At 66.3% G+C, this 23,993-nt stretch carries 14 protein-coding genes and 2 pseudogenes; 15 read left to right on the top strand and 1 reads right to left on the bottom strand.

What is annotated here, in order from left to right:
- Nucleotides 1–8: 8 nt before the first annotated feature.
- The 15 genes and pseudogenes from H3309_RS04730 to H3309_RS04660 all read left to right on the top strand — a co-directional run bounded on the left by H3309_RS04730 (nt 9) and on the right by H3309_RS04660 (nt 15,495).
- Nucleotides 9–1,208, top strand: coding sequence for a M20 family metallopeptidase (locus H3309_RS04730; RefSeq protein ID WP_398399689.1), 1,200 nt, complete (start codon nt 9–11; stop codon nt 1,206–1,208).
- The gene (locus H3309_RS04725; protein ID WP_182297612.1) at nt 1,205–2,905 is read left to right on the top strand and encodes a DUF885 domain-containing protein; all 1,701 of its coding nucleotides are present in this window, start codon (nt 1,205–1,207) and stop codon (nt 2,903–2,905) included. Before H3309_RS04730 ends, H3309_RS04725 begins: the two co-directional genes overlap by 4 nt.
- A complete protein-coding gene (locus H3309_RS04720) occupies nt 2,905–3,666 on the top strand; it encodes an alpha/beta fold hydrolase (protein WP_182297611.1) in 762 nt (253 codons plus the stop codon). Before H3309_RS04725 ends, H3309_RS04720 begins: the two co-directional genes overlap by 1 nt.
- A gap of 2 nt (nt 3,667–3,668) precedes the next feature.
- Nucleotides 3,669–4,619, top strand: a complete 951-nt coding sequence (gene pip, locus H3309_RS04715; protein WP_182297610.1) for a prolyl aminopeptidase — start codon at nt 3,669–3,671, stop codon at nt 4,617–4,619.
- Complete coding sequence (locus tag H3309_RS04710; protein WP_182297609.1) at nt 4,616–5,290, top strand: nitroreductase family protein; 675 nt, start codon at nt 4,616–4,618, stop codon at nt 5,288–5,290. The genes pip and H3309_RS04710 overlap by 4 nt, the downstream gene beginning before the upstream one ends.
- A complete protein-coding gene (locus H3309_RS04705) occupies nt 5,290–7,311 on the top strand; it encodes a M3 family metallopeptidase (protein WP_182297608.1) in 2,022 nt (673 codons plus the stop codon). The genes H3309_RS04710 and H3309_RS04705 overlap by 1 nt, the downstream gene beginning before the upstream one ends.
- 2 nt (nt 7,312–7,313) lie before the next feature.
- The gene (locus H3309_RS04700; RefSeq protein ID WP_182297607.1) at nt 7,314–8,402 is read left to right on the top strand and encodes a cytochrome P450; all 1,089 of its coding nucleotides are present in this window, start codon (nt 7,314–7,316) and stop codon (nt 8,400–8,402) included.
- Nucleotides 8,403–8,445: 43 nt separating this feature from the next.
- Nucleotides 8,446–8,697: a hypothetical protein gene (locus H3309_RS04695; RefSeq protein WP_182297606.1), complete on the top strand. Its 252-nt coding sequence runs from the start codon at nt 8,446–8,448 to the stop codon at nt 8,695–8,697.
- A complete protein-coding gene (locus H3309_RS04690; protein WP_182297605.1) occupies nt 8,694–10,781 on the top strand; it encodes a hydantoinase/oxoprolinase family protein in 2,088 nt (695 codons plus the stop codon). Before H3309_RS04695 ends, H3309_RS04690 begins: the two co-directional genes overlap by 4 nt.
- On the top strand, nt 10,778–12,418 hold the full coding sequence (locus H3309_RS04685) for a hydantoinase B/oxoprolinase family protein (RefSeq protein WP_182298498.1): 1,641 nt from the start codon (nt 10,778–10,780) through the stop codon (nt 12,416–12,418). The genes H3309_RS04690 and H3309_RS04685 overlap by 4 nt, the downstream gene beginning before the upstream one ends.
- 143 nt (nt 12,419–12,561) lie before the next feature.
- Nucleotides 12,562–13,134: pseudogene (locus H3309_RS17770) on the top strand (threonine aldolase family protein).
- Nucleotides 13,134–13,379: a hypothetical protein gene (locus H3309_RS17765; RefSeq protein WP_398399681.1), complete on the top strand. Its 246-nt coding sequence runs from the start codon at nt 13,134–13,136 to the stop codon at nt 13,377–13,379. Before H3309_RS17770 ends, H3309_RS17765 begins: the two are co-directional and overlap by 1 nt.
- Before the next feature lie 3 nt (nt 13,380–13,382).
- Nucleotides 13,383–14,297: pseudogene (trbL, locus tag H3309_RS04670) on the top strand (P-type conjugative transfer protein TrbL); the annotation flags it as partial.
- A 217-nt stretch (nt 14,298–14,514) separates the two neighbouring features.
- Nucleotides 14,515–15,057 (top strand): TrbI/VirB10 family protein, encoded by a 543-nt coding sequence (locus H3309_RS04665; RefSeq protein ID WP_207791559.1) that lies wholly within the window; start codon nt 14,515–14,517, stop codon nt 15,055–15,057.
- A 156-nt stretch (nt 15,058–15,213) separates the two neighbouring features.
- Nucleotides 15,214–15,495: a hypothetical protein gene (locus H3309_RS04660; RefSeq protein WP_182297600.1), complete on the top strand. Its 282-nt coding sequence runs from the start codon at nt 15,214–15,216 to the stop codon at nt 15,493–15,495.
- Between the two features lie 62 nt (nt 15,496–15,557).
- Here H3309_RS04660 and H3309_RS04655 read toward each other — a convergent pair whose 3' ends face one another.
- Nucleotides 15,558–23,663, bottom strand: coding sequence for a GH36-type glycosyl hydrolase domain-containing protein (locus H3309_RS04655; RefSeq protein ID WP_207791558.1), 8,106 nt, complete (start codon nt 23,661–23,663; stop codon nt 15,558–15,560).
- Nucleotides 23,664–23,993 lie beyond the last annotated feature (330 nt).

Below are 23,993 nucleotides of genomic sequence, written 5' to 3'. Positions count from 1 at the left end.
GGTGGAGCGTGTCGCAGATCCAGTTCATGACGGAGGCGCAAGCGCTTCTGCCCCAGCTCTCGGCCTTGCGCCGCGCCATCCATCGCGAACCGGAACTGGGGCTGTTTACCCCCAAAACGATGGCGAAGGTGCGCGAGGCGCTGGCGGATTTGCCCCTTGAATGGCGGCAGGGCAGTTCGACGTCGGGCCAGGTCGCCATCCTGCGGGGTCACCGGCCTGGCCGGCGGGTTCTGCTGCGTGGCGACATGGATGCCTTGCCGTTGCAGGAAGAGACCGGCCTGGCATTTGCTTCGCAGACGGCGGGTGCCATGCACGCCTGTGGACATGATTCGCATGCCGCCATGCTGGCGGGCGCCGCCAGGCTGCTCTGTGCCGGTCGGGACACCCTCTGCGGAGAGGTGCTCTTCATGTTCCAGCCCGGCGAGGAAGGCTATCATGGCGCACGCTTCATGCTGGAAGACGGCCTGCTCGACCCGCTGCCCGACGCGGCCTTTGCGTTGCACATGATGCCCAACGCCCCGCACGGCAGGTTCAGCGGCAGGGCCGGCCCGTTGCTGGCCTCCTCGGACAAGCTGACCATCCTTGTACACGGCGCCGGCGGTCATGCCTCGATGCCGCATCATGCGGTCGATCCCGTGCCGATCGCCTGCGAGATCGTCTGCGCCCTGCAGGCCATGGTGACGCGCCAGTTCCCGGTGTTCGACCCGGTGGTCGTGACCATCGCCGAAATCAAATGCGGCAACAATGACAATGTGATCGCACCGATGGCGCGCCTCCACGGGACAATCCGCACCCTTTCCGCTGAAAACCGCCGGATCATCGTCGAACGCATCACCACCCTCGCCAGTCACATCGCCTGCGCCCACCGCGCATCCGCGGAGATTTCCATCGAAGCCGGTTTTCCGGTCACCCTTTGTGATGCGGAGGCGGTCGGTACCGGAAAGGCGGCTGTAACATCCCTGTTCGGGGATGATGCCTGGCATCCGATGGATGCGCCCGTCATGGGGGCGGAAGACTTTTCCTATGTGCTGCAGAAGGTACCCGGCGCCATGTTCTTTCTTGGCGCCGCTGAAGCCGGAACCGATTGGCGAAGTTGCTGCGGCCTGCATTCCAACCATATGGTGCTCGATGAGAATGTGATGCCGATGGGCGCGGCGTGGCTGGCGGAGGTGGCGCACCGGTTCCTTGAACGGGGATTTGCGACATGACCGCAGCCGAACGCCTGGCAGAGCTGGCAGCGCGCTATTGGTCGTTCGAGTGCGCGGAGTTTCCCTTTGCGGCGATCCAGGCTAGCGTGGCGACCGATGCCGTCGCGGTCTTCCGCGACAGCGCGGAGGACCACGCCCGGCGCGATGGGGCGGCGGGGGATTTTCTCGCCGAGCTCGACGGCATCGCCACGGCCGGCCTGTCCCCGCAGGAGCGCGCGACGCACGCACTGCTGCGGCAGGAACTGGAGAATATCCGTACGGAATATGCGGTGTCGGCATCGCTTCGGCCATGGCTGTTGCCGGTCGGGCCCGATTTCAACACGATCTTCTTTGCCAATTCGGCCGTCCTTGGAACGCTGGAATCCGCCGGACTTTACGTCGAACGGCTGCGGGCGTTCCCGCGCTTCCTCGCCGACGTCCAGGGCAATCTGCGCGCGGGTCATGCCAAGGGTATCCGCTACCCGTGGGCCGTGCTGCAAGCGGCGGCCGCCAATACCCGCGGCATCGCCAGGCAGGCGCCCGCCGAAAGCGGCTGGTACGGCGCGTTCAAACGCGCGACGCTTCGCGGCGACAGGTTCGATGCGCTTGCGGTGCAGGCGCTGTCCGTCATTGAAACCATGATCATTCCCGCAATGCACGCCTTTGCCGATCTCATCGACGGCCCGCTGATGGCCGGCGCGCGCAGCAACCTGTCATGCATCGATGCGCCCGACGGGCGCGCTTATTATGACTGGTCGGTGCGGCGCTTCACCACGACGGCGATGACGCCCGAGGATATCCACGCGCTGGGGCTTGCCGAGGTCGCGCGGCTTGAAACCGAGGTCGCGGCGCTCGCCGCGGACAATGGTTTTGCAGGCGATGTATCGGGCTATCGCAAGCGCATCGCCGATGATCGCAGCTTCATTCCCGAAAGCCAGGATGCGCTGCGCCGGTCACTCGAAAGCCTGTGCAAGCGGGTGGACAAGCGCATCCCCGCCTTTTTCGGCCGCATCCCGCGTTCAACCTATGGTGTTGATATCGTTCCCGAAGCCGTTTCGGCGGCGCTTCCGCCCGCATACGCCCAACCCGCGCCTGCCGACGGCTCAGGCCCCGGAATCTTCTGGGCCAACGGCATCCTGGCAAAATGCCCGTCCTATCTTTACCCGGCGCTCGTCGTGCATGAGGCCTGGCCGGGGCATCTGATGCATCTCGCGGTGTTGCAGGAACTCGATCATCTGCCCGCCTTCCGCCGTTACGGCGCGGTCAAATACACCGCCTATATCGAGGGCTGGGCGCTCTATTGCGAGCGGCTCGGCGTTGAAATGGGGATCTACCAGCAGCCTCATGAACATTATGGCCGACTCGAAATGGAGATGTGGCGCGCCTGCCGCCTCGTCGTCGATACCGGCATCCACCTCCATGACTGGAGCCGCGACCAGGCGATCGCCTACATGCGCGAACGGCTTGCCCTCGATGATGCGACGATCGCCGGCGAAGTCGATCGATACGCCGCCTTCCCGGGGCAGGCGCTTGCCTATCAGATCGGCAACATCCGCATCCGCGACCTGCGCGCCAGGGCCGAGGCCGCGCTTGGCGACCGGTTCAGCATCCGCGATTTCCATGATGCGGTGCTGACGGCGGGTGCCGTGCCGCTCGACGTGCTCGACATGCTGGTGGAGGACTGGCTGGCGCGCGAAACCGGCCGGCTGGCGGCCTGATGGCCTTCGATCCAGCCAGTGGCATCCATTTCGAAGTGCTGGGGCAAGGCCCGGCGGTGATGGTCGCGCTGCCGCTGATGGCGTCTTACCGCGAGATTTTCGGCGATGCGATGATGCCGGTCTTCAATGGCTATGTCGGGCCGCTCAAGGACCGGTTCAGCCTGATCCTGATCGACTATCCAAGCATTGGCCAAAGCCGCGACATCGCGCCGGAAGACCTGACCGCCGACCGGGTGTGCGCCGACCTGCTCCGCGTTGCCACCGCCGCCGGGCACGATCGTTTTGCCTATTGGGGCTATAGCTGGAGCGGCGCCGTCGGGCTGCAACTGGCGGCGCGGACAGACCGGCTCTCGGCGCTTGTGATCGGCGGCTGGCCGCCGCTTGGCGGCCCCTATGCCAACCTTCTCGACGCCTCCCGCCGAAAAATCGGCCATGTCGAGCCGGGCTCGCGCATCATCCTGCGCAGCGACGATCAATATCGCCAATGGTCCTGCTACTATCAAAGCATGATCGACTGGGACGAGGCGTCAAGCGTCGCCGCGATCGGCTGCCCCCGCTTCGGCTATTTTGGCGGCAACGGCGATCTGGTCGAGGCAGGGCTGGCCGTCAACATCGCGTCCGCCTTTCGCGCAAATCGCGCGCGGCTGGAGGCGATGGGGTGGGATATCGTCGAGTTTTCAGGCCGTGGCCATGACGTTTGCATGGACGCGACACTGGTGGTCCCGCCCGTCGCGGCGTTCCTTGACCGCGCGCTGGGATAATCATGCACGACTTCCTCTTTCCCGAGATCGAGCCTCATGCCAGCGGCCACTTCGCGCCCGATGATGTCCACACCGTCTATTGGGAGGAATGCGGCAATCCCGATGGCGTGCCGCTGCTGTTCCTGCATGGCGGGCCGGGCGGGCCATCAATGCCGGCGCACCGGCGCTATTTCGACCCTGGCTTTTACCGCTTCATCACCTTTCACCAGCGCGGTTGCGGCAAGTCCGTGCCGCCTGCCGAGACGCGGGGCAACAGCACGCAGGCGCTGATCGCCGATATCGAGCGTCTGCGCAACGCCCGGGGCATCGCCCGATGGCTGGTGGTCGGCGGCAGTTGGGGAACCGCGCTGGGGATCGCCTATGGCGAGGCGCATCCCCAGGCCTGTTTCGGCTTCGGGCTGATGGGGGTGACGCTGGGCCGCCCGACGGACCGCGACTGGTGGTGGCGGGGCACGCGGAAGCTGTTTCCCGAGCCGTTCGATGAGATGCTCCAGATCCTGCCCGAGGCATCGCGCGACGAGCCGATGAAGGCCATGCACAGGTTGCTGATCGATCCCGATCCCGCCGTTCACCTGCCCGCGGCCAGGGCGCTCTGCCTGTTTTCGGCCGCGACGGTTTCGCTGGAACCGAACCCGGAAGCGCTCGCGCGCTATGAGGATCCGGAGATCACCCTGCCCCTTGCCCGGCTGTTCCTGCATTATTGCGTGAACGACCATTTTTTCGTCGCCGGACAGCTGCTGCGTGATCTCGGCCGAGTCGCGCATCTGCCCTGCGCGATTGTCGCTGCCCGCCATGACGTGACGACTCCTCCCGAAGCCGCCTGGACCCTCCACAAGGCGTGGCCGGGATCGACCTACACCGTCGTTCGTGACGGCGCGCATGGGCTCAGCGACCCGCAGGTCGCACGCGCCTTCCTCGATTGCATCGAACAGCTGAAGGAAATCGCCCGATGAAGGAGCATGAGGCCATCCCGCTGCCCGACCGCATGGACTATCCGCATCCCGAAATGATTGCGCGGGCAGACGCGTTTTACGAGACGATGCGCAAGCGACACACGGTGCGCGCCTTTTCCGACCGCCCGGTCCCGCGCGAGGTCATCGAAACCGCTGTAAAGACCGCCGGGACCGCACCGAGCGGGGCCAATCATCAGCCCTGGTTCTTTTCGATCATCGGCTCTCCGGCAATGAAGAAAGAACTTCGCGAACGCGCCGAAGTCGAGGAGCGCCTATTCTACGCGGGCAAGGCTGGCGACGAATGGCTGGACGCACTGACCCCGCTCGGCACCGACGACCACAAACCCTATCTCGAGACCGCCCCGTGGATCATCGCCATTTTCGGACAGCGCAAGGGCGGCGTTCGCAAGGGGATCGAGCGGCAGAATTATTATGTGCCTGAATCGGTCGGAATCGCGATGGGATTCCTGATCGCCGCACTCCACACTTCGGGCGTCGTGACGCTCACCCACACGCCCAAACCGATGACCTTCCTCAACACCATGTGTGGCCGTCCCGCGTCCGAAAAGCCCTATCTGCTGCTGGTGTGCGGCTACCCCGCCGAGGGGGCTACGGTGCCCACGCACGCCAAGGTGAAAAAGCCGTTCGACGAGATCGCGAGGTTCCTGTGATGATCGACCTGACACAACCCTGGCAGGGACCCTATGGCGGCCTGCCCCCGCTCGATGTTGCGACGCCCGAAGCCATTGAAGCGGCAACGCACAAAGCCATCGCGATGAAGCGCGAAGAGATTGCGGCAATCGTCGCCAATCCCGCCCCCGCCGATTTCGCCAACAGCATCGAGGCGTTCGAGGATAGCGGACGTGCGCTGCGGCGGGTGTTCCCGCTGTTCATGCTGTTCAACTCGAACAAGAGCGGCGGCGCATGGACCGAAATCGGGCCGCGTCTGGCCCCCCTGTTCAGCGCGCTCGATGACGAGATTGCGCATGATGCGGCACTGTTCGCCCGGCTCGGCGCCGTGCCTGATGAGGGGCTTTCGGATGAGCAACGGCGCCTCAGGACGGTGATCATCGACCGCATGAAGCGGCGGGGTGCGGGGCTGCCCAAGGCGACGCTCGCCCGGCTGGTGGAGGTCAATGGCGAGATTGCCCGGCTGAGCGTGCAGTTCAACCAGAACCTTGGCACCGATCAGGATGGCCAGGCGGTGTTCATATCCGACGAAACACGGCTGAGCGGCTATCCCGAAGCAATGAAACAGGCGGCGGCAAGCGCGGCCGAGGCTCGCGGCAGGCCGGGCGAGTGGGCGATCGTCAACACCCGTCCCACGGTCTGGCCCTTCCTTCAGACCGTCGCTGACCGGCCCTTGCGCGAGCAGGTCTGGCGCATGTGGTCGTCGCGCGGCGCGCATGACGGACCCAGCGACAACCGGCCCATTATCCGCCGCATGCTCGAACTGCGGGGCGAACGCGCGAAGCTGCTCGGCTTTGCGACCTATGCCGACTATGCGCTTGCCGACCGCATGGCCCGCACGCCGGACATTGCCGAGACGATGGTGCGCGACATGTGGGCAGCCGTCCTGCCCGTCACCCGCGCGCAGATTGCCGAGATGCAGGCCATCGCCGATGCCGAAGGTGCGGGCTTCGCGCTGATGCCATGGGACCGGCTCTACTATGCCGAGCGACTGCGGCGGACGCGCTTCGGCCTCGATACCGAGGCGGTCAAGCCCTATCTCACGCTCGACAATGTGCTGGCAGCCTTGTTCGATCAGGCAAAGCAGCTGCACAATCTCGATTTCAGCCCGTTGCCCGATGCACCGGTGCTGCATCCCGATGTCCGCACCTTTGAAGTGTCGCGCGACGGCCACCCGGTTGGCGTCATGTATTTCGATGTCATCTGGCGGGAGGCGAAGATGCGCGCCTCATGGCAATATGAAGTCCGCACGCATGAAAGTTTCCGCGGTGACGTCCTGCCGATCTCGAACGTCTGTTCGGGGCTGATGCCGGCACGCGAAGGCGAACCCGTCACCATGAGCTGGGAATATGCCAATGTGCTGTTCCACGAGTTCGGCCACGGGCTGCACATGCTGGCAAGCCGCGCGGCCTATCCCTCGCTCGGTCCCTGCACCGTGCCATGGGATTTTATCGAGGTGCCCTCCCTGCTCAACGAGCGCTGGCTCTATGATCGGACGCTCATTCGCCGCCACCTGCGCCACTGGCGGACGGGCGAACCGATGCCCGAAGCGATGATCGATGCCGTGGAGGCAGGGCTGAAGTTCGACCGCGTGTTCAGCGTCAATCTCGACTATCTCGCCCCCGCGCTCACCGACCTGCGGCTGCACCGCCTTGCCGACGGGCGCGCGATCGATCCCGTTGCCGTCGAAGCCGAGCTGCTCGCCGAGCTCGACATGCCCCAGGCGATGGACCCGATGATGACGGTGACCAACGCCTATCACACCTGGACCGAGCATTATGCTGCCGGTCTCTATGTCTATCTCTGGGCCGATGTGATCGCCGCCGATCTCGGCAGCAGCTTTGCCGATGCCGGCCTCTACCACAGCGCGCTTGCCGACAAATATCGCCAGGAAATATTGGGCAGTGCCAATATCGTGCCGGTCGATGATGCATTCCGGCGCTTCCGCGGGCGCGATCCCGATACGGACGCGCTCAAGCGGCGCTTCGACCTCGCGGCATGACAATGCGCGAGCCGTCCATCACCCTTGATCCGGCCGCGCTCGAAGACGATCCCTATCCGGCCTATGAAGCCGTCCGGACCATGGGGGGCGTCGCATGGATCGAGCCGCTGGGCATGTGGTGGGTGGTCAACCATGCCGATGTGCGCGCCATCCTTGCCGATCCCGTGCATTTCGCGGTGGGAACCGATGCCTCGCTGATCCGCGGCACCTTCGGCGAGAACATGCTCACGCTCGACGGGCCCCGGCATGCCGACCTGCGCGAACGCTATCGCGGCATGTTCGCGCCCGGAGAGGTCAAGCGGACGTTGACGCCGGGGATCGAGGCGATCGCCGACCGGCTGATCGACACCTTCGCAGGCGAGGCGCGGGTCGATCTCAGGCCGTCCTATGCCGCCCGTCTGCCGGTCCTGACGATGCTGGCGCTGTTCGGTCTGGACGAGGGTGCGGAGGCCGATGTGCGGCGCTGGTACGATGCCTTCGGGGCGGCGCTCGCGAATTTCGGGGGGGATGCGGGGGTGCGCACGCGCGGGGAGGCAGCGGCGGCCGAATTCCGCGCCTTTTTCGGCGGCGACGAGGAAGCGGCCTCGAACGCCCTGCTCATCTTCTTTGGCGGGATTTCGACGGTCGAAGGGCTGATCCTCAACACGCTCTATGCGGCCGCCCTGCATGACCAGGCGTTAAGCCCCGACACTGTGGATCGCGCGATCGAGGAAACGATGCGTTGGCTGTCCCCGGTTCAGTCCGCCACCCGCCATGTCGTGCGCGCAACCGGTCCCTTTGCGGTGGGCGATACCGTCAACGGCATGATCGCCGCCGCCAACCGCGATCCGGCGGTGTTCGCGGAGCCTGATCGCTGGGACGTATCGCGCCCCAACAGCGCCGGGCATCTGGGCTTCGCGTCAGGCCCGCACTTCTGCCTTGGCAATCACCTCGCCCGGCTCGAAGCCCGGATAGCGATCCTCCGCCTCCGCGAACGTCTCGCCACGGCTCGCATCGATCCAGCGTCCCACGGCGGTGTTGCTTGCATGGTTCGTGGCAGCGAATTCCGCCACCCGACCCATCTTTGGCTCCAGATCGATACCGCGCCTTGACCGCGGGCGCTGCGCTCGGCTGTATCTCAACAGGCACGGGACAATGAGACTCAAGGACCAGGACATCGTCGTTATCCGGGCCGCACGCGACCCCGGTCTCGCCTGCGCCATAGGCTTTGTCGAGAAAGACGCGCGCATCATCCTGGCGAACATCGACGCGCCAGCAGGCGAACCGGCACAAATGGCCACCATCGCGGCCTTCCCCGTGCCCGACGACATTTCCCATGTGACCGGCCAGCCCATCCATACCGACGGTGGCCGGCCGGGGCCCAATGATAGGGTGGCGATCGAATGACCCGGGGCTTTCGCGTCGGTGTCGATATCGGCGGCACATTTACCGATGTGGCGGTGGAACAAGGCAGCCGGCGCTGGTCGGTCAAGGTGCCGACCACCCACGATGCCCCCGATGACGCGGTGATGGAGGCGGTGGCGCGCGCCATGGCGCAATGTGGCGGCTCGTTCGCGGAGATCGATTTCCTGGTCCATGGAACGACGCTTGCCACGAACGCACTGATCGAGCGCAAAGGCGCGCGCACCGCCCTGCTGACGACCGCCGGATTTCGCGATGTCCTTGAAATGGGCACCGAAGGCCGCTTCGATCAATATGATCTGAAAATCGTCAAGCCGACGCCACTGGTGCCGCGGCATTGGCGCTTTGGCGTGGGTGAACGGCTTTATGCCGACGGCTCGGTCCTGGAACCGCTGGACGAGGCCGGGGTCGAGGCGGCGGCCGATGCGATGTCCGCGGAGGGCGTGGAGGCCGTTGCGATCGCCTTTCTCCATGCCTACGCCAATGGCGCGCACGAACTGCGCGCGGCCGAGATCCTGCGCTATCGCCTGGGTGGCGACGTGCCGCTGTCGCTCGGCCATGACGTGTCGCCCGAGATGCGCGAGTATGAGCGGGTTTCCACGACCTGCGCCAATGCCTATCTGCAGCCGGTCGTGAGCGCCTATCTGCTCCGTCTCGAACGGCGCCTGCAAGCCGCGGGGCTCGTCGTGCCGATGCTGGTGATCCTGTCGAGCGGCAGCCTCACCACCGTCGACGCGGCATCGCGCTTTCCCGTTCGGCTGCTCGAATCCGGACCGGCGGGCGGCGCGATTTTCGCGTGCGACATCGCCCGGCGGCTGGGTGAGGACCGTGTGCTTTCGTTCGATGTCGGGGGAACGACGGCCAAATTCTGCATGATCGACAAGGGCGAGGCGCACCATGCCCTCACGTTCGAGGTTGGCCGCACCTACCGGTTCAAGCGCGGCAGCGGCCTGCCCGTGCGTGTTCCGGTGGTCGATCTGGTGGAAATCGGCGCCGGCGGAGGCTCGATCGCGCGGATCGATGCCGTGGGGCGGGTCGCCGTCGGCCCGGAAAGCGCGGGATCGGAACCCGGGCCTGCCTGCTATGGGCGTGGCGGCGTTCAAGCGACCGTCAGCGATTGTGACCTTTTGCTGGGCAAGCTTGACGCCGACAGCTTCGCGGGCGGCACGATGCCGCTGGACCGCGCAGCGGCCGCGCAAGCCATCATCACCGACGTCGCCGGTCCGGCCGGCCTGTCTCCCGAAGCTGCCGCCTATGCCGTCATCGAGACGGTGGCGGAAACCATGGCATCGGCGGCCCGGGTTCATGCCGCCGAGATCGGGGTGGATGTCGAGGCGCGAACGCTGATCGCCTTCGGTGGCGGCGCGCCGTTGCAGGCGGTGCGCTTCGCCGAGAAACTCGGCATTCGGGAAATCATCATTCCCGCGGGCGCGGGCGTCGGCTCGGCGCTGGGGTTCCTCAGGGCACCGCTGGCTTTCGAGATCGTGCGCACGGCACGGCTGCTGTTGCCTGGGGCGCGCATCGAGCCCGTTCGCGCGGCATTGGCGGAAATGGAAGCCGCTGCGGCCACAATCGTGCGCTCGGTGGTGCGCGGCGAACCCGACCTGGCGGTCGAACGCACCGCTTACATGCGCTACCGGGGCCAGGGGCACGAGATTGCCGTGGCGCTTCCCGGACACCCGGACGACAGCGATTTCGCCGAGCGGCTGCGCGCCGCATTCGATTCCGCCTATCAGAGGCTGCATGGCCAGGCGCTGGCCGACAGTCCGGCAGAAGTAACCTCTTGGGTGGTTCGGGTGCGGCACCGGGACGACACCCGCGCCGCCGCGCCACGAGCGACCACGCCCGACGCAGCCATCGCCGACGCCGCGCGCCGCATTTATGACGGGCGCGACGAATGCTGGGCGACATGGCCGGAATACAGCCGCGAAACGCTGGCACCCGGTGCCACCGCCTCTGGCCCGGCGATCATCACCGAGGCGGAAACCACCACGGTCGTGAACCCCGGCTATCGCTTCACCATCGATGGCTGGGGCTATATTCGCATCTCGCGGGAGACCTGGGCATGAGCGACATCGTGGTTCCGGGTCGGGTGACGGTCGATCTTGTCTGGCAGCGGCTGATCGCGATCCTGGAGGATCAGGCGCAAACCCTGATCCGCACCGCCTTTTCAAACACGACGCGGGAGGCCGGCGACCTGTCGGCGGGCTTGTTCGACCGACGCGGGCGCATGGTGGCGCAAGCCGTCACCGGCACGCCCGGCCACGTCAATTCCATGGCCTTGGCCGTCGAGCATTTTCTCCGCCTGTTTCCGCTCGACAGCCTTGAACCTGGCGATGTCCTGGTCAGCAACGATCCCTGGATCTGCTCGGGCCATCTCCACGATTTCACGATCGTCAGCCCGATCTTTCACCGGGGGCGCGCCGTGGGCGCCGTCGCCAACACGGTGCATGTCGTCGATATCGGCGGGCTGGGATTCGGCGCGGACGCAAGCGATGTGCATGAGGAAGGATTGTGCATTCCGGTCTGCAAACTGGCACGCGCCGGCATCGTCGATCCGCTGTTGATGGCGGTCATCCGTGCCAATGTGCGCGAATCGGATCAGGTGGTTGGCGACCTCCATTCCTCGATCGCCGGAAACGCCGTTGCCATCCGGCGGACGATGGCACTGCTCGAGGAGTTCGGCCTTGCGGATCTCGAGGGTGTTTCGGATGCTATCATCGATCGCACGCGCGACACGGTCGAGGCGCGGATCATGGCGCTTCCCGACGGGATCTATCGCAACAGCCTCGCGCTCGATGGAACCGGGGACGGGCTCGTGCTCCCGGTGACGATCACCATCGCCGGGTCACGCATGACGCTCGATTTCGCGGGGAGCCCGGATGTTTCGCGGCGTGGTGTCAATGTCGTTCTCAACTATACCACGGCCTATGCCGTGTTCGGCGTGAATTGCCTGATCAACCCCGACATTCCCTGCAACCATGGCAGCCTTGCCCCGATTGAGGTGCGCGCACCCGAAGGATCGATCCTGAACGCCCGGCGGCCCGCGGCGGTCTCCGCGCGGCATATGATCGGCCAGATGCTTCCCGATCTTGTTCTCGGCGCACTCGGCGCGCTCCTGCCGGTGCCGGCCGAGGGGGCCGGGCTCATCTGGAATCCCAGCCTGCGCGGGCGTGGGCCGGACGGGCGCCATTTTGCGACGGTCACCTTCAATGCGGGCGGGGCCGGTGCCCAATCCGATCGCGATGGGTGGAATGCGACCGCTTTTCCCTCCGGCGTGAGGACGATGCCGGTCGAAGCGGTCGAGGCATCGGCCCCCATCCTTGTCCGCCGCAAGGAGCTGCTGCCGGACAGCGGCGGCCCCGGGCGGCAGCGTGGCGGATTGGGCCAGGTGATCGAGATCGAGGGCATCGGCGAAACACCGCTGCTGCTCAACGCCATGTTCGACCGGATCGATCATCCGCCCAGGGGCCGGGAGGGCGGCATGGACGGGCGCGCGGGCAGGGTCAGGCTGGCATCAGGACGTCCGGTCGGCGGCAAGGGCAGATTTGACATCCCTCCCGGTGATCGCTTGATCCTGGAGTTGCCGGGTGGCGGCGGTTTCGGCCCCCCCGAGGCGCGGTCGCCGGAGGCCATCGCGCGGGACCTGCGCGACGGCTATGTCTCGGCCGAGGCGGCGGAACGGCTCTACCGGACGCGCTCATGACATCGCACCGGCGCATCGACCTTTATTCCGATTCCATGACACGTCCAGCCTTGGCGTGCGTGCCGCAACGGCGGCTGCGAGGTAGGAAACGAGCAACCGGATAAGATCCGGCCGTCACGGCACTGACCAGCCGAGTCGTCACGATGCTCGACAAGGAGGCGGCGCTTTTCCTGCCATCGGGCACGATGGTCAATGTAATTGGGGTAATGGTCCGTTGCCAGCGTGGCGATGAAATCCTGGCCGAAAGATCCAGCCATCTTTTCACTTCGAAACGGGCGGAGCAGCGGGCCTGGGCTGCCTGATGACCACGCCACTTGCCGGCAGTCGGGGATTGTTCAACCTTGCTACCCTCGAGGGCGCGCTGCGTCCGGCGCGGCGTAATGCACCGCGCCCCAGGCTGATCTGGGTCGAGCAAACAACAGACATGGGCGGCGGTGCGGTTTGGCCGCTGGCGCTGCTCCGCCACATTCGGCAGCTGGTGTTGGAACGAAGACTGGGCGTTCATATCGACGGCGCACGGCTTCTGAATGCAGCCATTGCAGACGCCAGCCTCGGATTACGGCGCGCTATCCGATTCGCTCTGGCTGGACTTCACCAAGGGACTGGGCGCGCCCTTCGGCGTGGTGCTCATGAGAGCGGATGGCTTCATTCAGTCCGCGCAGCGCTGCAAGCATATGCTTGGCGGGGCGATACGGCAGGCAGGCAGGCAGGCATAATGGCCACCGCCTGCCTCCATGCGCTCGATCACCACGTCGAACGGCTGGCGGACGATCATATCGATGAGCGTCGACTGGCGGAGGGTGCTGACCTCACCGCCACCATGACGGCGCTTGGCCGCGCGCAGGTGCTTGCCGAGGCGCAGCGGGTCGCGGCACAGGATCAAGCGCGCGAGCAGAACCGTCGGTTCCTGAAGGCCGGCCGCGGCTACGTCCCCACCCCCATCACCATGTTCCGGGATTGAGCCATGCAGGACATCGGCGTCATCGACCGGTTCCTCGACACCTTCACCCGCTACATCGACAGCGGGTTCGGGCTGGTGGGGGGCGAGGTCGCGTGGCTCGCGGCGACGCTCATCGTCATCGATGTCACGCTCGCAGCCCTGTTCTGGGTCTGGGGGGCCGATGAGGACATCATTGCCCGGCTGGTCAAGAAGACGCTTTTCGTCGGCGTGTTCGCCTATGTCATCGGCAACTGGAACATGCTGGCGAGGATCGTGTTCGAGAGCTTCGCCGGGCTCGGGCTGATGGCGTCCGGCACGCCGATGGCGATGGCGGACTTCCTGCGGCCGGGCCGGATCGCGGAGGTCGGGCTGGAGGCCGGGCGTCCCATCCTCGACGCGGTCGGCGAGCTGATGGGCTTCGCCTCCTTCTTCGACAACTTCGCCCAGATCGCCATCCTGCTGACCGCGTGGGCGGTGATCCTGCTGTCGTTCTTCGTGCTGGCCATCCAGCTGTTCGTGGCGCTGATCGAGTTCAAACTGACGACGCTCGCCGGGTTCGTGCTCGTGCCGTTCGGCCTGTTCGGCAAGACCGCCTTCATGGCCGAGCGGGTGCTGGGCAATGTCATCTCGTCGGGGATCAAGGTGCTGGTGCTGGCGGTCATCGTCGGTATCGGCTCGACGCTGTTCAGCGAGTTCACCGGTGCGTTTGCCGGGCCGGTGCCGACAATCGACGAGGCCTCGGCCGTCGTGCTGGCGTCGCTATCCCTGCTGGCGCTTGGCATCTTCGGCCCGGGCATTGCCAACGGCATCGTTGCAGGCGGCCCGCAACTGGGTGCCGGCGCGGCCGTCGGTACCGGGCTTGCCGTCGGAGGCGCCGCACTGGCTGGGACCCTATTCGAACGATGGCGCGCCGCCATACTTGCGTCCGGCAGGTCAGACCCCGGAACAACAGGCACGGATCGCGGCCAGAACCTCCGGCCTCTTCTTTGGAAGCGGCAGCGCTGCATCGCCACCGGCGGCTGATGCGCCATCAATGACGACGAATGAGCCACGCGGATCAGGTGAGGCAGGTTCGGCTGAGAAAACCCAGCCGGAACCATTCGTGGCCTTGGCCAGCGGGCCACCCAGCACTCTGCCATCCGCCGGCCGGAACATCTTGCGCGCCGGAACCATTATTCCGGCGGCCCTGGTCACCGGCATCCAGTCGGATCTGCCCGGTCTTGTTATCGCGCAGGTTACCGAGCCTGTCCAGGACAGCTTCAGGTACTCGAAGATCCTGATCCCGCAAGGTGCCCGTCTGATCGGCACCTACGACAGCGAACTGGCCGCCGGCCAGACCCGGCTGCTCCTGGTCTGGACCCGGCTTCTACTGCCCGACGGCCGGTCCATCGATCTAGGCCGCATGCCCGCCGCCGACGCGACAGGTCAGCCCGGCCTGAGCGACAAGGTCGACAATCACTGGGGCAGGACCGCAAAGGCCGCCCTGATCTCGACCATTCTCAGCATCGGCGCCCAGTCCGGCACTTCCGGAGACGAAAGCGACATCGCCCGCGCCCTCCGCGACGGTGCATCCGACAGCATCAGCCGCACGGGCAGGCAGATCGTCGAGCGCGAATTGTCTCGAAGGCCGACAATCACGGTGCGTGCCGGCATGCCCATCAGGGCAATTCTGACGAGAGATCTGATGCTAGCGCCTTAGCGCCAGCCGCCTCATTCAATCCCGGATCCGCAAAGATCAAAACCATTCTTGCTGCAGCGTGGGCGTTGCAAGGCGACAAAATGCGACATTCTACGCCAAAATACGCTCCCGAGACATTACGTCGCCATTACGCGACCACCCCGATCGCGCCAAGTAATGGCTCGATTGCGCTGCCGCGACTTCCAATTCCTTGATATTCCAAGAGAAACTGGAGCGGATGAAGCGATTCGAACCCTCGACTTCAACCTTGGCAAGGCATGGATGGCGGTAGCCGAACTTACGCCAGAGCATTTCTTCTCTCTTTTTTACAGCGGCTTGGCCTGCGCCATGGTACGATCCGCTTCGCCACGGCTTGCTTTCAATGGCTTCCTATATGCTTCCCACATGGGCAACCCGTGCTTCCGCACCCGGCGATACATCAATTTGCGCAGCCAATAAGCGGTGAGAAGATGATTGAGGCGGTAATCCGCCAGGTTCGTGCGAGACGTAATCCGCCGTCTTCAGGGCGCGCCGGGCAGGTTGACAATGATTTCATGTTGCCCGGCCTCCATGCTCCACCGAAACGCGCCGCCTGCGGCTTCCAGTGTCTCCCCGTTTCGCGTCGCCCGCTGCGTGCGCAAGCCAGGCACCCGTTGCACAGTGATCCGATGCCCGCCCCCGGCCGACCGCATGACGATTCCGATCCTGTCCCAGCCGGAGGGCAGTGCCGGCCTGAGCTGGAATTGGTGCCCGGATCGGGACAGCCCGATGATCGAACCGATCCCGGCGCGATACATCCACCCGGCCGCGCCAGTGTACCAGGTCCAGCCGCCGCGTCCTACATGCGGTTCCACCGAATAGATGTCGGCCGCAACAGCATAAGGCTCGACCCGATAGCGCGCCGCCGCTTCCGGGGTCAGCGCATGGTTCACCGGGTTCACAAGATCGAACAGCGCGAGGGCGCCATCGATGTCACCCAAGGTCGCCTTGGCGATGATCGCCCACATGGCGCCGTGGCTGTACTGGCCGCCATTTTCGCGCAAACCGGGGGGATAACCCTTGATATAGCCCGGATCGCGGGCTCCCCGATCGAATGGCGGCGCGAACAGGCGCAGGATCCCGGCGTCGCGGTCCACGAGATGGCGATCCAGCGACGCCATGGCAGCGCGCGCGCGCTCCGGTGCGGCAGCGCCCGAGATCACCGCCCAGCTCTGCGCGATTGCATCGATACGGCATTCGGCGGACTCCCGGGTCCCGAGCCAGCTGCCATCGTCGTAGGTGGCGCGCCGGTACCATTCGCCGTCCCAGGCCTCTCTTGCGACCGCTTCGCGGATTCGGGCCGTGCGGTCGCGCCAGTCGGCCGCCTTTTCGGGCGCGCGCGCATCGGCGAGCGGGGCGAAGCGGTCGACCGCATGGATCAGGTGCCACGCCAGCCACACACTCGTGCCCCGGCCATGCTCGCCGACGCGGTTCATCCCATCGTTCCAATCGCCGGTGCCGATCAGCGGCAGCCCGTTGTCGCCGATCAGCGACAGCGCCCGATCAAGCGCACGGGCGCAATGCTCGAACAGCGGCGCCTGTTCCGTGCTCGTTCCCGGCAGAAAGAAGCTGTCGTGGATCCCGGGTTCCAGCGTCGGCCCGGTCAGGAAGGGCAGTGGCTCGTCCAGCAGCGTGGCGTCGCCTGTCGCATCAACATAGTCCGCGACCGACAGCGCCAGCCATCCGGTATCGTCGGAAATGCGGGTGCGCACGCCCCGGCCGCTTTCCGGCAGCCACCAATGCTGCACATCGCCCTCCGGAAACTGCCGTCCGGCTGCCCGCAGCAGGTGCGGGCGCGCCATATCCGGTCGCGCCAGCAGCAGGGCGCCGCCGTCCTGCAGCTGGTCGCGGAAACCATAGGCGCCGCTGGCCTGGTAAAAGCCGGCCCGGCCCCACAAGCGTCCCGCAACCACCTGGTGCAGCAGCCAGCCGTTCATCATCAAGTTGAAGGCCGGATCTGGCGTCTCCACCTGCACCTGCCCCAGGATGTCGTTCCATTGGGCCCGGGTGGCAGCAAGCGCCGCGTCAAGATCGGCATCACGCCAGCGGCGCACGATGCGGCTGACCTCTGCTCCGTCGGACGCGGTGCCGATCAGCCACAGCAGCTCCGCGGACTGGCCTGGCGCAAGCACGACGCGCCCCTGCAGGGCGGCACAGGGGTCCAGGCCGGCACCGATCCCGCCGGAAAGCGGTCCGGGGCTGGCTAGCGCCGCCGGGCGGGAAGGGTCTCCGTCGGGCCCCAGGAAGCTGGTGCGATCGGCGGTGAAACTGGTCTGCGCCCCGCCAAGGTCCGCGAAAGCAACCTGGCCCGAATTCTCCGTCGCAAACGGGTTGCGCGCCAGGATGGCGCCGGTCTCCGGGCAGATCGACGTGACCAGGTGCCGCGCGGTTTTGGTCCGGTTCGGTCCCAGTACCCATTCTGCATAGCCCGTCACGTCGAGCATGCGGGTGCGGGTGCCGGTGTTGCGCAGTGTCAGCCGCGCGATCCGGACAGGATCGTCCGGCGGAACGAACAGCAGCAGGTCCGTGTCGATGTCGTGCGCGCTCAGCAGCTGGCGCGTGAAACCGAAACCGTGGACCGTGGTGCGCCCACCCGGAGCGCCGCAGGGCCATGCGGAAGCCGACCAGGTCAAACGCGAGGCAGCGTCGCGGAGATAGAGCGTGTCGCCGCCTGGGTCCCCGACGGGATCGTTCGACCAGGGCGTCAGCTGGTTCTCGCGGGCGTTGCCGGCCCAGATGGCGCCAGTCGCGTCGGCGGATACATGACAGCCGAAATGGGGATTCGCGAGTACATTGAGCCACGGGGCGGGCGTCCTGCCCGCAATCACATAGGACTGGCCATCGGGCGCGAAGCCCCCGATTCCATTGAACAGCAGGAGCGCCGATTCCGGCGGTGGTGCGGCCGCAGCGCGTCCGGGCCGTTGGGGCGCCGCAGGTGGGAGCGGTGCGACCGGGCGTGGCGCGGCGGCTGACCGCCCGTCGAGCTGGCGACGCAGCCGCCCGCGCCGGGCGTCGATGTCGACCCTGGCGGCCGCGACAAGCTGCAGCCGCTGCTCTTCGGACATCAGATCGCCTCTGAGCGCAAAGAGCCGGCCATGGCTGCCTCCCATCCGGCCGATGGTGGCAGCGACCGCCGCGTCGATCGCAGCCTGAAGATCCTGGATGTACGAGGCGCGGCGCTCGTTCAGGATGACCAGATCCACGTCGAACAACCGGCCACGGAAAAACTCGAACGCCCGCAGCAGTTCGGCCGCCACAGGCAGATCGCGGGGGTCATCGAGGCGGACGAGAAGGATCGGGCGGTCCCCGGAAATACCGTGCACCCATAGCGACGATTGCGGCCCCGCATGAGCTTCGACCAGCGCCGCGTCCGGCGCCAGATGGCCGCCGAACAGCACATGACGGGCCAGGCGCTGGAAATCGGCCCGTTCGCCGGTATCGAGGCCCAGATAGCGGCGTTCGACCTGCACGCGAGTCCAGGCGGCAACTTCGGCGCGATCGAAGGCATCAGGGCTGGCGTGGCGGTCGATAATCTCGTCAAGCGTCGCGGGATCGGGCGCCACGACTGTCCAGAAGGCCACGCGTACGCGGCCACCAGGCGGCACCGTCAGCCGCACCCTGAGCGCAAAGGCCGGATCGATCACGGTGCCCGCATTGCCCGCCATCGGGTCGTCCAGCATCGCAGGATTGGCAATGCCGCGCCCGCGACCGATGATGCTGCCGCGATCCGTGTCCCAGTCCGCCGGTTCGCGGACCGCACCTTCCACAACGGCGAAATGGGCCATGTGAACCGGTGGCTCGTCGGGCGATCTCGGGCGGCGGCGGGCGATCAGCACCGGCCCGGGCCGAACCTCGGTTTCGATGAACAGCTTCGAGAAGGCCGGGTGCGCGAGATCGGCGCCCGGCTGGGCCATTGCCAGCTCCATGAAGGATGCAACATCGACGGCGTGCGCGCGCGAGGACTGGCTTGACAGGGTCACGCGCCGGACCTCGCCCTCGCCATCCGGTGCGACCAGAATGTCGGTCGAGGTCGAGATGCGGCCGTCGCGGCGATGAAACTCGGCGCGCCCGTCTCCGAACTGCGCCGAGTAGCCTGTTGCTTCGTCGGCGCCCAGCGGCGCGCGGGTGGCGGACCAGGTGAGCCCGGCGGTGTGATCGACACAGTAGAGAAACTGCCCGTGGCCGGTGACCACAGGATCCGGTCGCCAGCGATTGAGCGCGAGCCCGCGCCAGCTGCTGGTGCCGCCGCCCGAGTCGGTCACGATGAGCCCGTAGCTGCCGGACGCCAGCAGGTGGAGCGCCGGATACCGTCCGGGATGCGGCCCGTAGCGGCGGACGGTGGGGGATTGCGGCGCCAGGCTGCGATAGGCATGGCTGCGCTCTTCCTCGCGAGGCTCGAAGGTGCCCACTCCGCGGGGCGGGCGCTCCTGCAGCAGCAGGTCCACAGCCGCAACCATCGGCTCGGCGTGGAAGGCGTCGCGCAGCCGAGCCCCGTCGAGCACATTCACCAGCGCGAGCATCGCCATGCCCTGGTGGTGCGCCATATGGCTGCGGACGATCGCGAAGCGCTGGCCTTCGGCGAGCCGCTGTGGCGTGAAGTCCAGCGCCTCGTAGAAGCCGTGGGTGCCCCGCGCGCCGAGCCGCTCCAGCGCCTCGAAGTTGGCAAGTGCGGCGCGCGCGTCGACCATTGCGGCCAGCGCGGTTGCATAGGGCGCAATCACCAGATTGCCCGAAAGGCCGCGCTTCAGCCCAAGTCCCGGAACCCCGAACGGGCCATACTGATAGTTCAGCTCGCGATCGCGCGCATTGAACCCCGATTCCGATACCCCCCAAGGGATCTGGCCCGCCTCGCCATGGGCGCGCTGCAAGGTCAGCATGGCGCGGTTGGACCGTTCGAGCAGGCTGCAATCGGCCGCACGCATCACCAGCGAGGGCATCAGATATTCGAACATCGATCCCGACCAGGAAATCAGGACCGAAAAGCGACCGACCCGCGTGGCGCTGCGCCCAAGACGAGCCCAGTGCTTTGCCGAAATGTCCCCCCGCGCGATGGCAACAAGGCTCGCCAGCCGCGCTTCCGAGGCGAGCAGATCATAACAACTCTCATCGCGCCGGCTGTCGGTCACGGACCAGCCGATCGACAACAAGCGGCGCTCGGGATCGACCAGGAAGTCGAAGGGCATGCCAGCAACTTCGGCGCGCGCATGCGCTGCAAGCCGGGCTGCCTCCGGCGCGTCCCAGGCATCGAGCAGATTGGCGAGCGCAATCAGGTGACCAGCGAAATTGCCGCTGTCGACGGTGGAGACATAAGGCGGCTCCAGCACCTGCAGGCTGCGCGTGTCGTACCAGTTGAAGAGATGCCCGCGATGGCGGGTCATGCGGGCCAGCGTGTCAAAGGTGCCGCCCAGACGCTCGAGCGCTTCCGATCGGTCGATCCAGCCGCGGTCGTGCGCGGTCGCGACGGCAAGCAGGTAAAGGCCGATGTTGGTCGGCGAGGTGCGGTCGGCCACCTTCAGCACAGGCTCGAACTGGACATTGTCGGGCGGCAGGTGATTGTGCTCGGCAGTGGCATAGGTTGCGAAATAGCCCCAGCTTTCGCGCGCGATCTCCTCCAGCGCCGCGCGATCGCCGGGGGACAGCCGCGCTGCCGAGGCAAGCGGCGCCGGCCGACCGAGCATGGCGAGCACCAGCGGCGCCGAGAGCCACAGCAGCGCAAGCGGCAGAACGAGCCACGGCCTGGCGCCGAGCCAAAGCGCAAGTCCGGCAAGCGTCGCCACCAGCAGCAGGGAGGTCGCCATCCATCGTGCAAGCGCCGGCCCCGTCGGCGCCGGCGCACGCGCGGCCTGCGCCGCCGTCTGCCATTCCAGGAGGTGTCGGCCGCTCACGGCAAGGCGCCACAGCGTCCGGACGATGGCATCGACCATCCGCACCGCCTGGTCGGCCAGCGTCAGCAGCATCAGCGCGCCGGACGCAAGCGCCAGCGCCACATCCTCGGCGACATCGCGCAGGTGAAGGCGAAGCGGAACGTTGCGGGGGATGGCCGCCAACAGCAGCGACGGCACGCCGAGCATCGGAGACACCGCCATCAGCACAAGGATCGCCAGCATCCAGGGCGCCGCGGCGAACGGCGGCAGGAACCAGCCGGCCACCAGCGCCGTGAACGCGGCGGGCGCCACGACCGACCGGCGCAGATTGTCGAGCATCTTGGCGCGGCCTTCGAAGGGCACTCCGCCCTTGCCGTGCGCAAGCAGCCAGGGGAGGAGCTGCCAGTCCCCCCGCACCCATCGGTGCATGCGCCGCGCGGCTGCATCGTAGCGGACAGGCACATCCTCCACGACCTCGATGTCCGAGACGAGCGCCGCGCGGGCAAAACTGCCTTCGAACAGATCGTGGCTGAGCAGCCGGTTTTCCGGCACCCGCCCATGGAGGGCCGCCATGAAACTGTCGACTTCGTAGATGCCCTTGCCGGTGAACGACCCTTCGCCCAGCAGATCCTGATAGAGATCGGATGCGGCCGCGGCATAGGGGTCCGTTCCCGCGGGTCCGCCCGTCAACCGCTCGAAAACGGACTGGCCGCGGCCCAATGGCAGCGCCGTCGTGACGCGCGGCTGCATCACCCCATGGCCGCCCACCACCCGCCGCAGCGCAATGTCGAAGCGTGGCCGGTTTACCGGATGGGCCATCTTGCCGACCAGCCGTCGGATGGTGCCGGGGGGAAGCCGCGTGTCCTGGTCCAGCGTGACAACATAACGGACACCGGCCGGGACAGCAGGGGGGGCGCCATCCCGCTCGTAACTGGTGCCCTCGCCGCCGCGCAGCAATCGGTTCAGTTCCTCCAGCTTGCCACGCTTGCGCTCCCACCCCATCCACACGCCCTCACGCGCATTCCAGAGCCGTCGGCGATGGAGCAGAAAAAAGCGGGGCGTGTCGCCGGTCCCGGCATGCCGTGCATTGATCGCAGATAGCTGCTCGCCGGCGAGCGTCAGCAACGCATCCTCGCCGGCCAGATGCTCGGAGGCCGCATCGGCGAAATCCGACAGCAGGGCATAGAAGACCTCGGGTTCCCGGGCACCCAGGTGCAGCACCTCAAGGTCGGTGATCGCAGCCTTCAGCTGGGCTGCGTCCCCGATCAGCACCGGCACGACGACAAGCGTGCGAAGCTCCGGCGGAATCCCGCCCTCAAGCGCCATCGCGGGCACCAGCTGCGGCGGCAGGATCATCGCATAGGCGCGATTGACCAGCGCCGTGGACGTCTCGAGCGTGATCACGGCTCCCACGCCGAGCAACAACAGGCCGAACGCCCAATGCGTTTCGGCCGCCCCCGTCAGGGCAAAGACGATGCTGAGCGTCACCACTGCAAGCAGAGCGATCAGCCCGATATACAGGCCAAGTCTGCCCTGCCGGAGCAAACGCTGCAGTCTGGCCGTAAGCCCCGGCACGAACCCGATCTCGGCTTCCAGCGCAGCCCGGCCATCGCGCAGCAGCCAATAGCCCGGATCGCGATCGCTGCGGTTGCGGCTGGCGTCCTGTGCGCTCAGCTTCAGTGCAATTTCGGCAACCCGATCTTCGCTACAGTCCGATCCGCGCGCCAGTTCCTCGATTGCGTTGCGGTAAAGATTGCGGGTCGCGAAATCCATGGCGGCGAAATCGCTGCCCGCGGCCAGCAGGCGGTCGGACAGGCTGACCGCCTCGACAAAGGCGCCCCAATCCGCCTCGGCGACCATCCGGATGGACATGATTACATTGCGAACCGACGTGGTCGCGGCCACGAAGCGCTGTTGTGCCTGGGCATCGAGCGCCGCGAGCGACGTCCCGGCTGCCTGCGCGTGCTGATCCAGCCAGCGGCGGCTTTCGACCGCAAGCGGGTCGTCGAAACGCAGGCGAAGGGCGAGCTGCGAGTGAAGGATGGGCCGCACTTCGCTGATCGAGGCTGAAAGCCGCGCTACCGCCCGCGCCGGGTCTGGTGCGGCAAGCACCTCGATTGCCAGGTTGTCGGCTTCCTGCCGCTCGCGCTCGTCCGCGATTCCCTCGTCGGCCAGCCGCCGGAGATTCTCGACCAGCACCAGCTGCAGCATGATCGCCATCGCCCACAGCTCGCCGATGGTGAGCGCATAGGAGCGCTGATATGCAGCGACAAAATGCTGGAAGCGATCGCGCTCGAAATGGCTGTCACTGTGCGCCACATAAGCCCACGCCAGTTCGAAGGCCCGTGGCAACGTCGCCAACGGCCCGTTCGCTACCTTGGGAAGCTGGCGATAATAATCGGGCGGCATGTCGTCACGGATTTTCCGGATCTGCTTTTCGACCAAGTGGAAATTGTCGATCAGCCATTCTGCGGCGGGTGCGATGGGTCTGCCCTGAGCCGTCATTTTCACGGTCGCCGCATAGCAGGCGGCAAGCGAGCGGGCATTGGCGTTGAGACGATCGAGTAAGGTGGTCGACGCCGGCGCCATCCGTTCTTGCCGCCGTTCACGGGCAAGCGATCGCGCATGATCGGCAAGACGCTCAAGCCCGAACAGCTCGGAGCGGATCGGTTCGATGTCGCTGAAAGCGGGAATGTCGCCAGTAGCTTTCGTCACCCAACGCATGAAACGCTTAACAACTAAAACCTGTTCCGAGTTCATGCCTGCTTGCTATCACAGATTCGCACAGCCACAACGTCGCACGGTGCTGGCGCAGCATTCCGACATGTCCGGGCGACAGAGGGCGGGGCGTCGAGCAACCAGTTCGCTTCCAATAGGCGCCGGCGAGACCATCTGGTCGCTTCTCGACAGCCGGTCGGGCGTCTTGCCGACCGCGAGACATCTGCCCCTCTTTGCAAACCATCAAGACGGTGCAGCATTTTGGCAGCGGAAAGCACATAGGAAGCATTTCCGCGCGTGAGCAGATCAATGCTTCACAGAAGATCGTTCAGCCTA

The organism is Sandaracinobacteroides saxicola, assembly GCF_014117445.1.
Taxonomy (GTDB): Bacteria; Pseudomonadota; Alphaproteobacteria; order Sphingomonadales; family Sphingomonadaceae; genus Sandaracinobacteroides_A; species Sandaracinobacteroides_A saxicola.
This window is presented reverse-complemented; position numbering and strand designations above follow the sequence as displayed.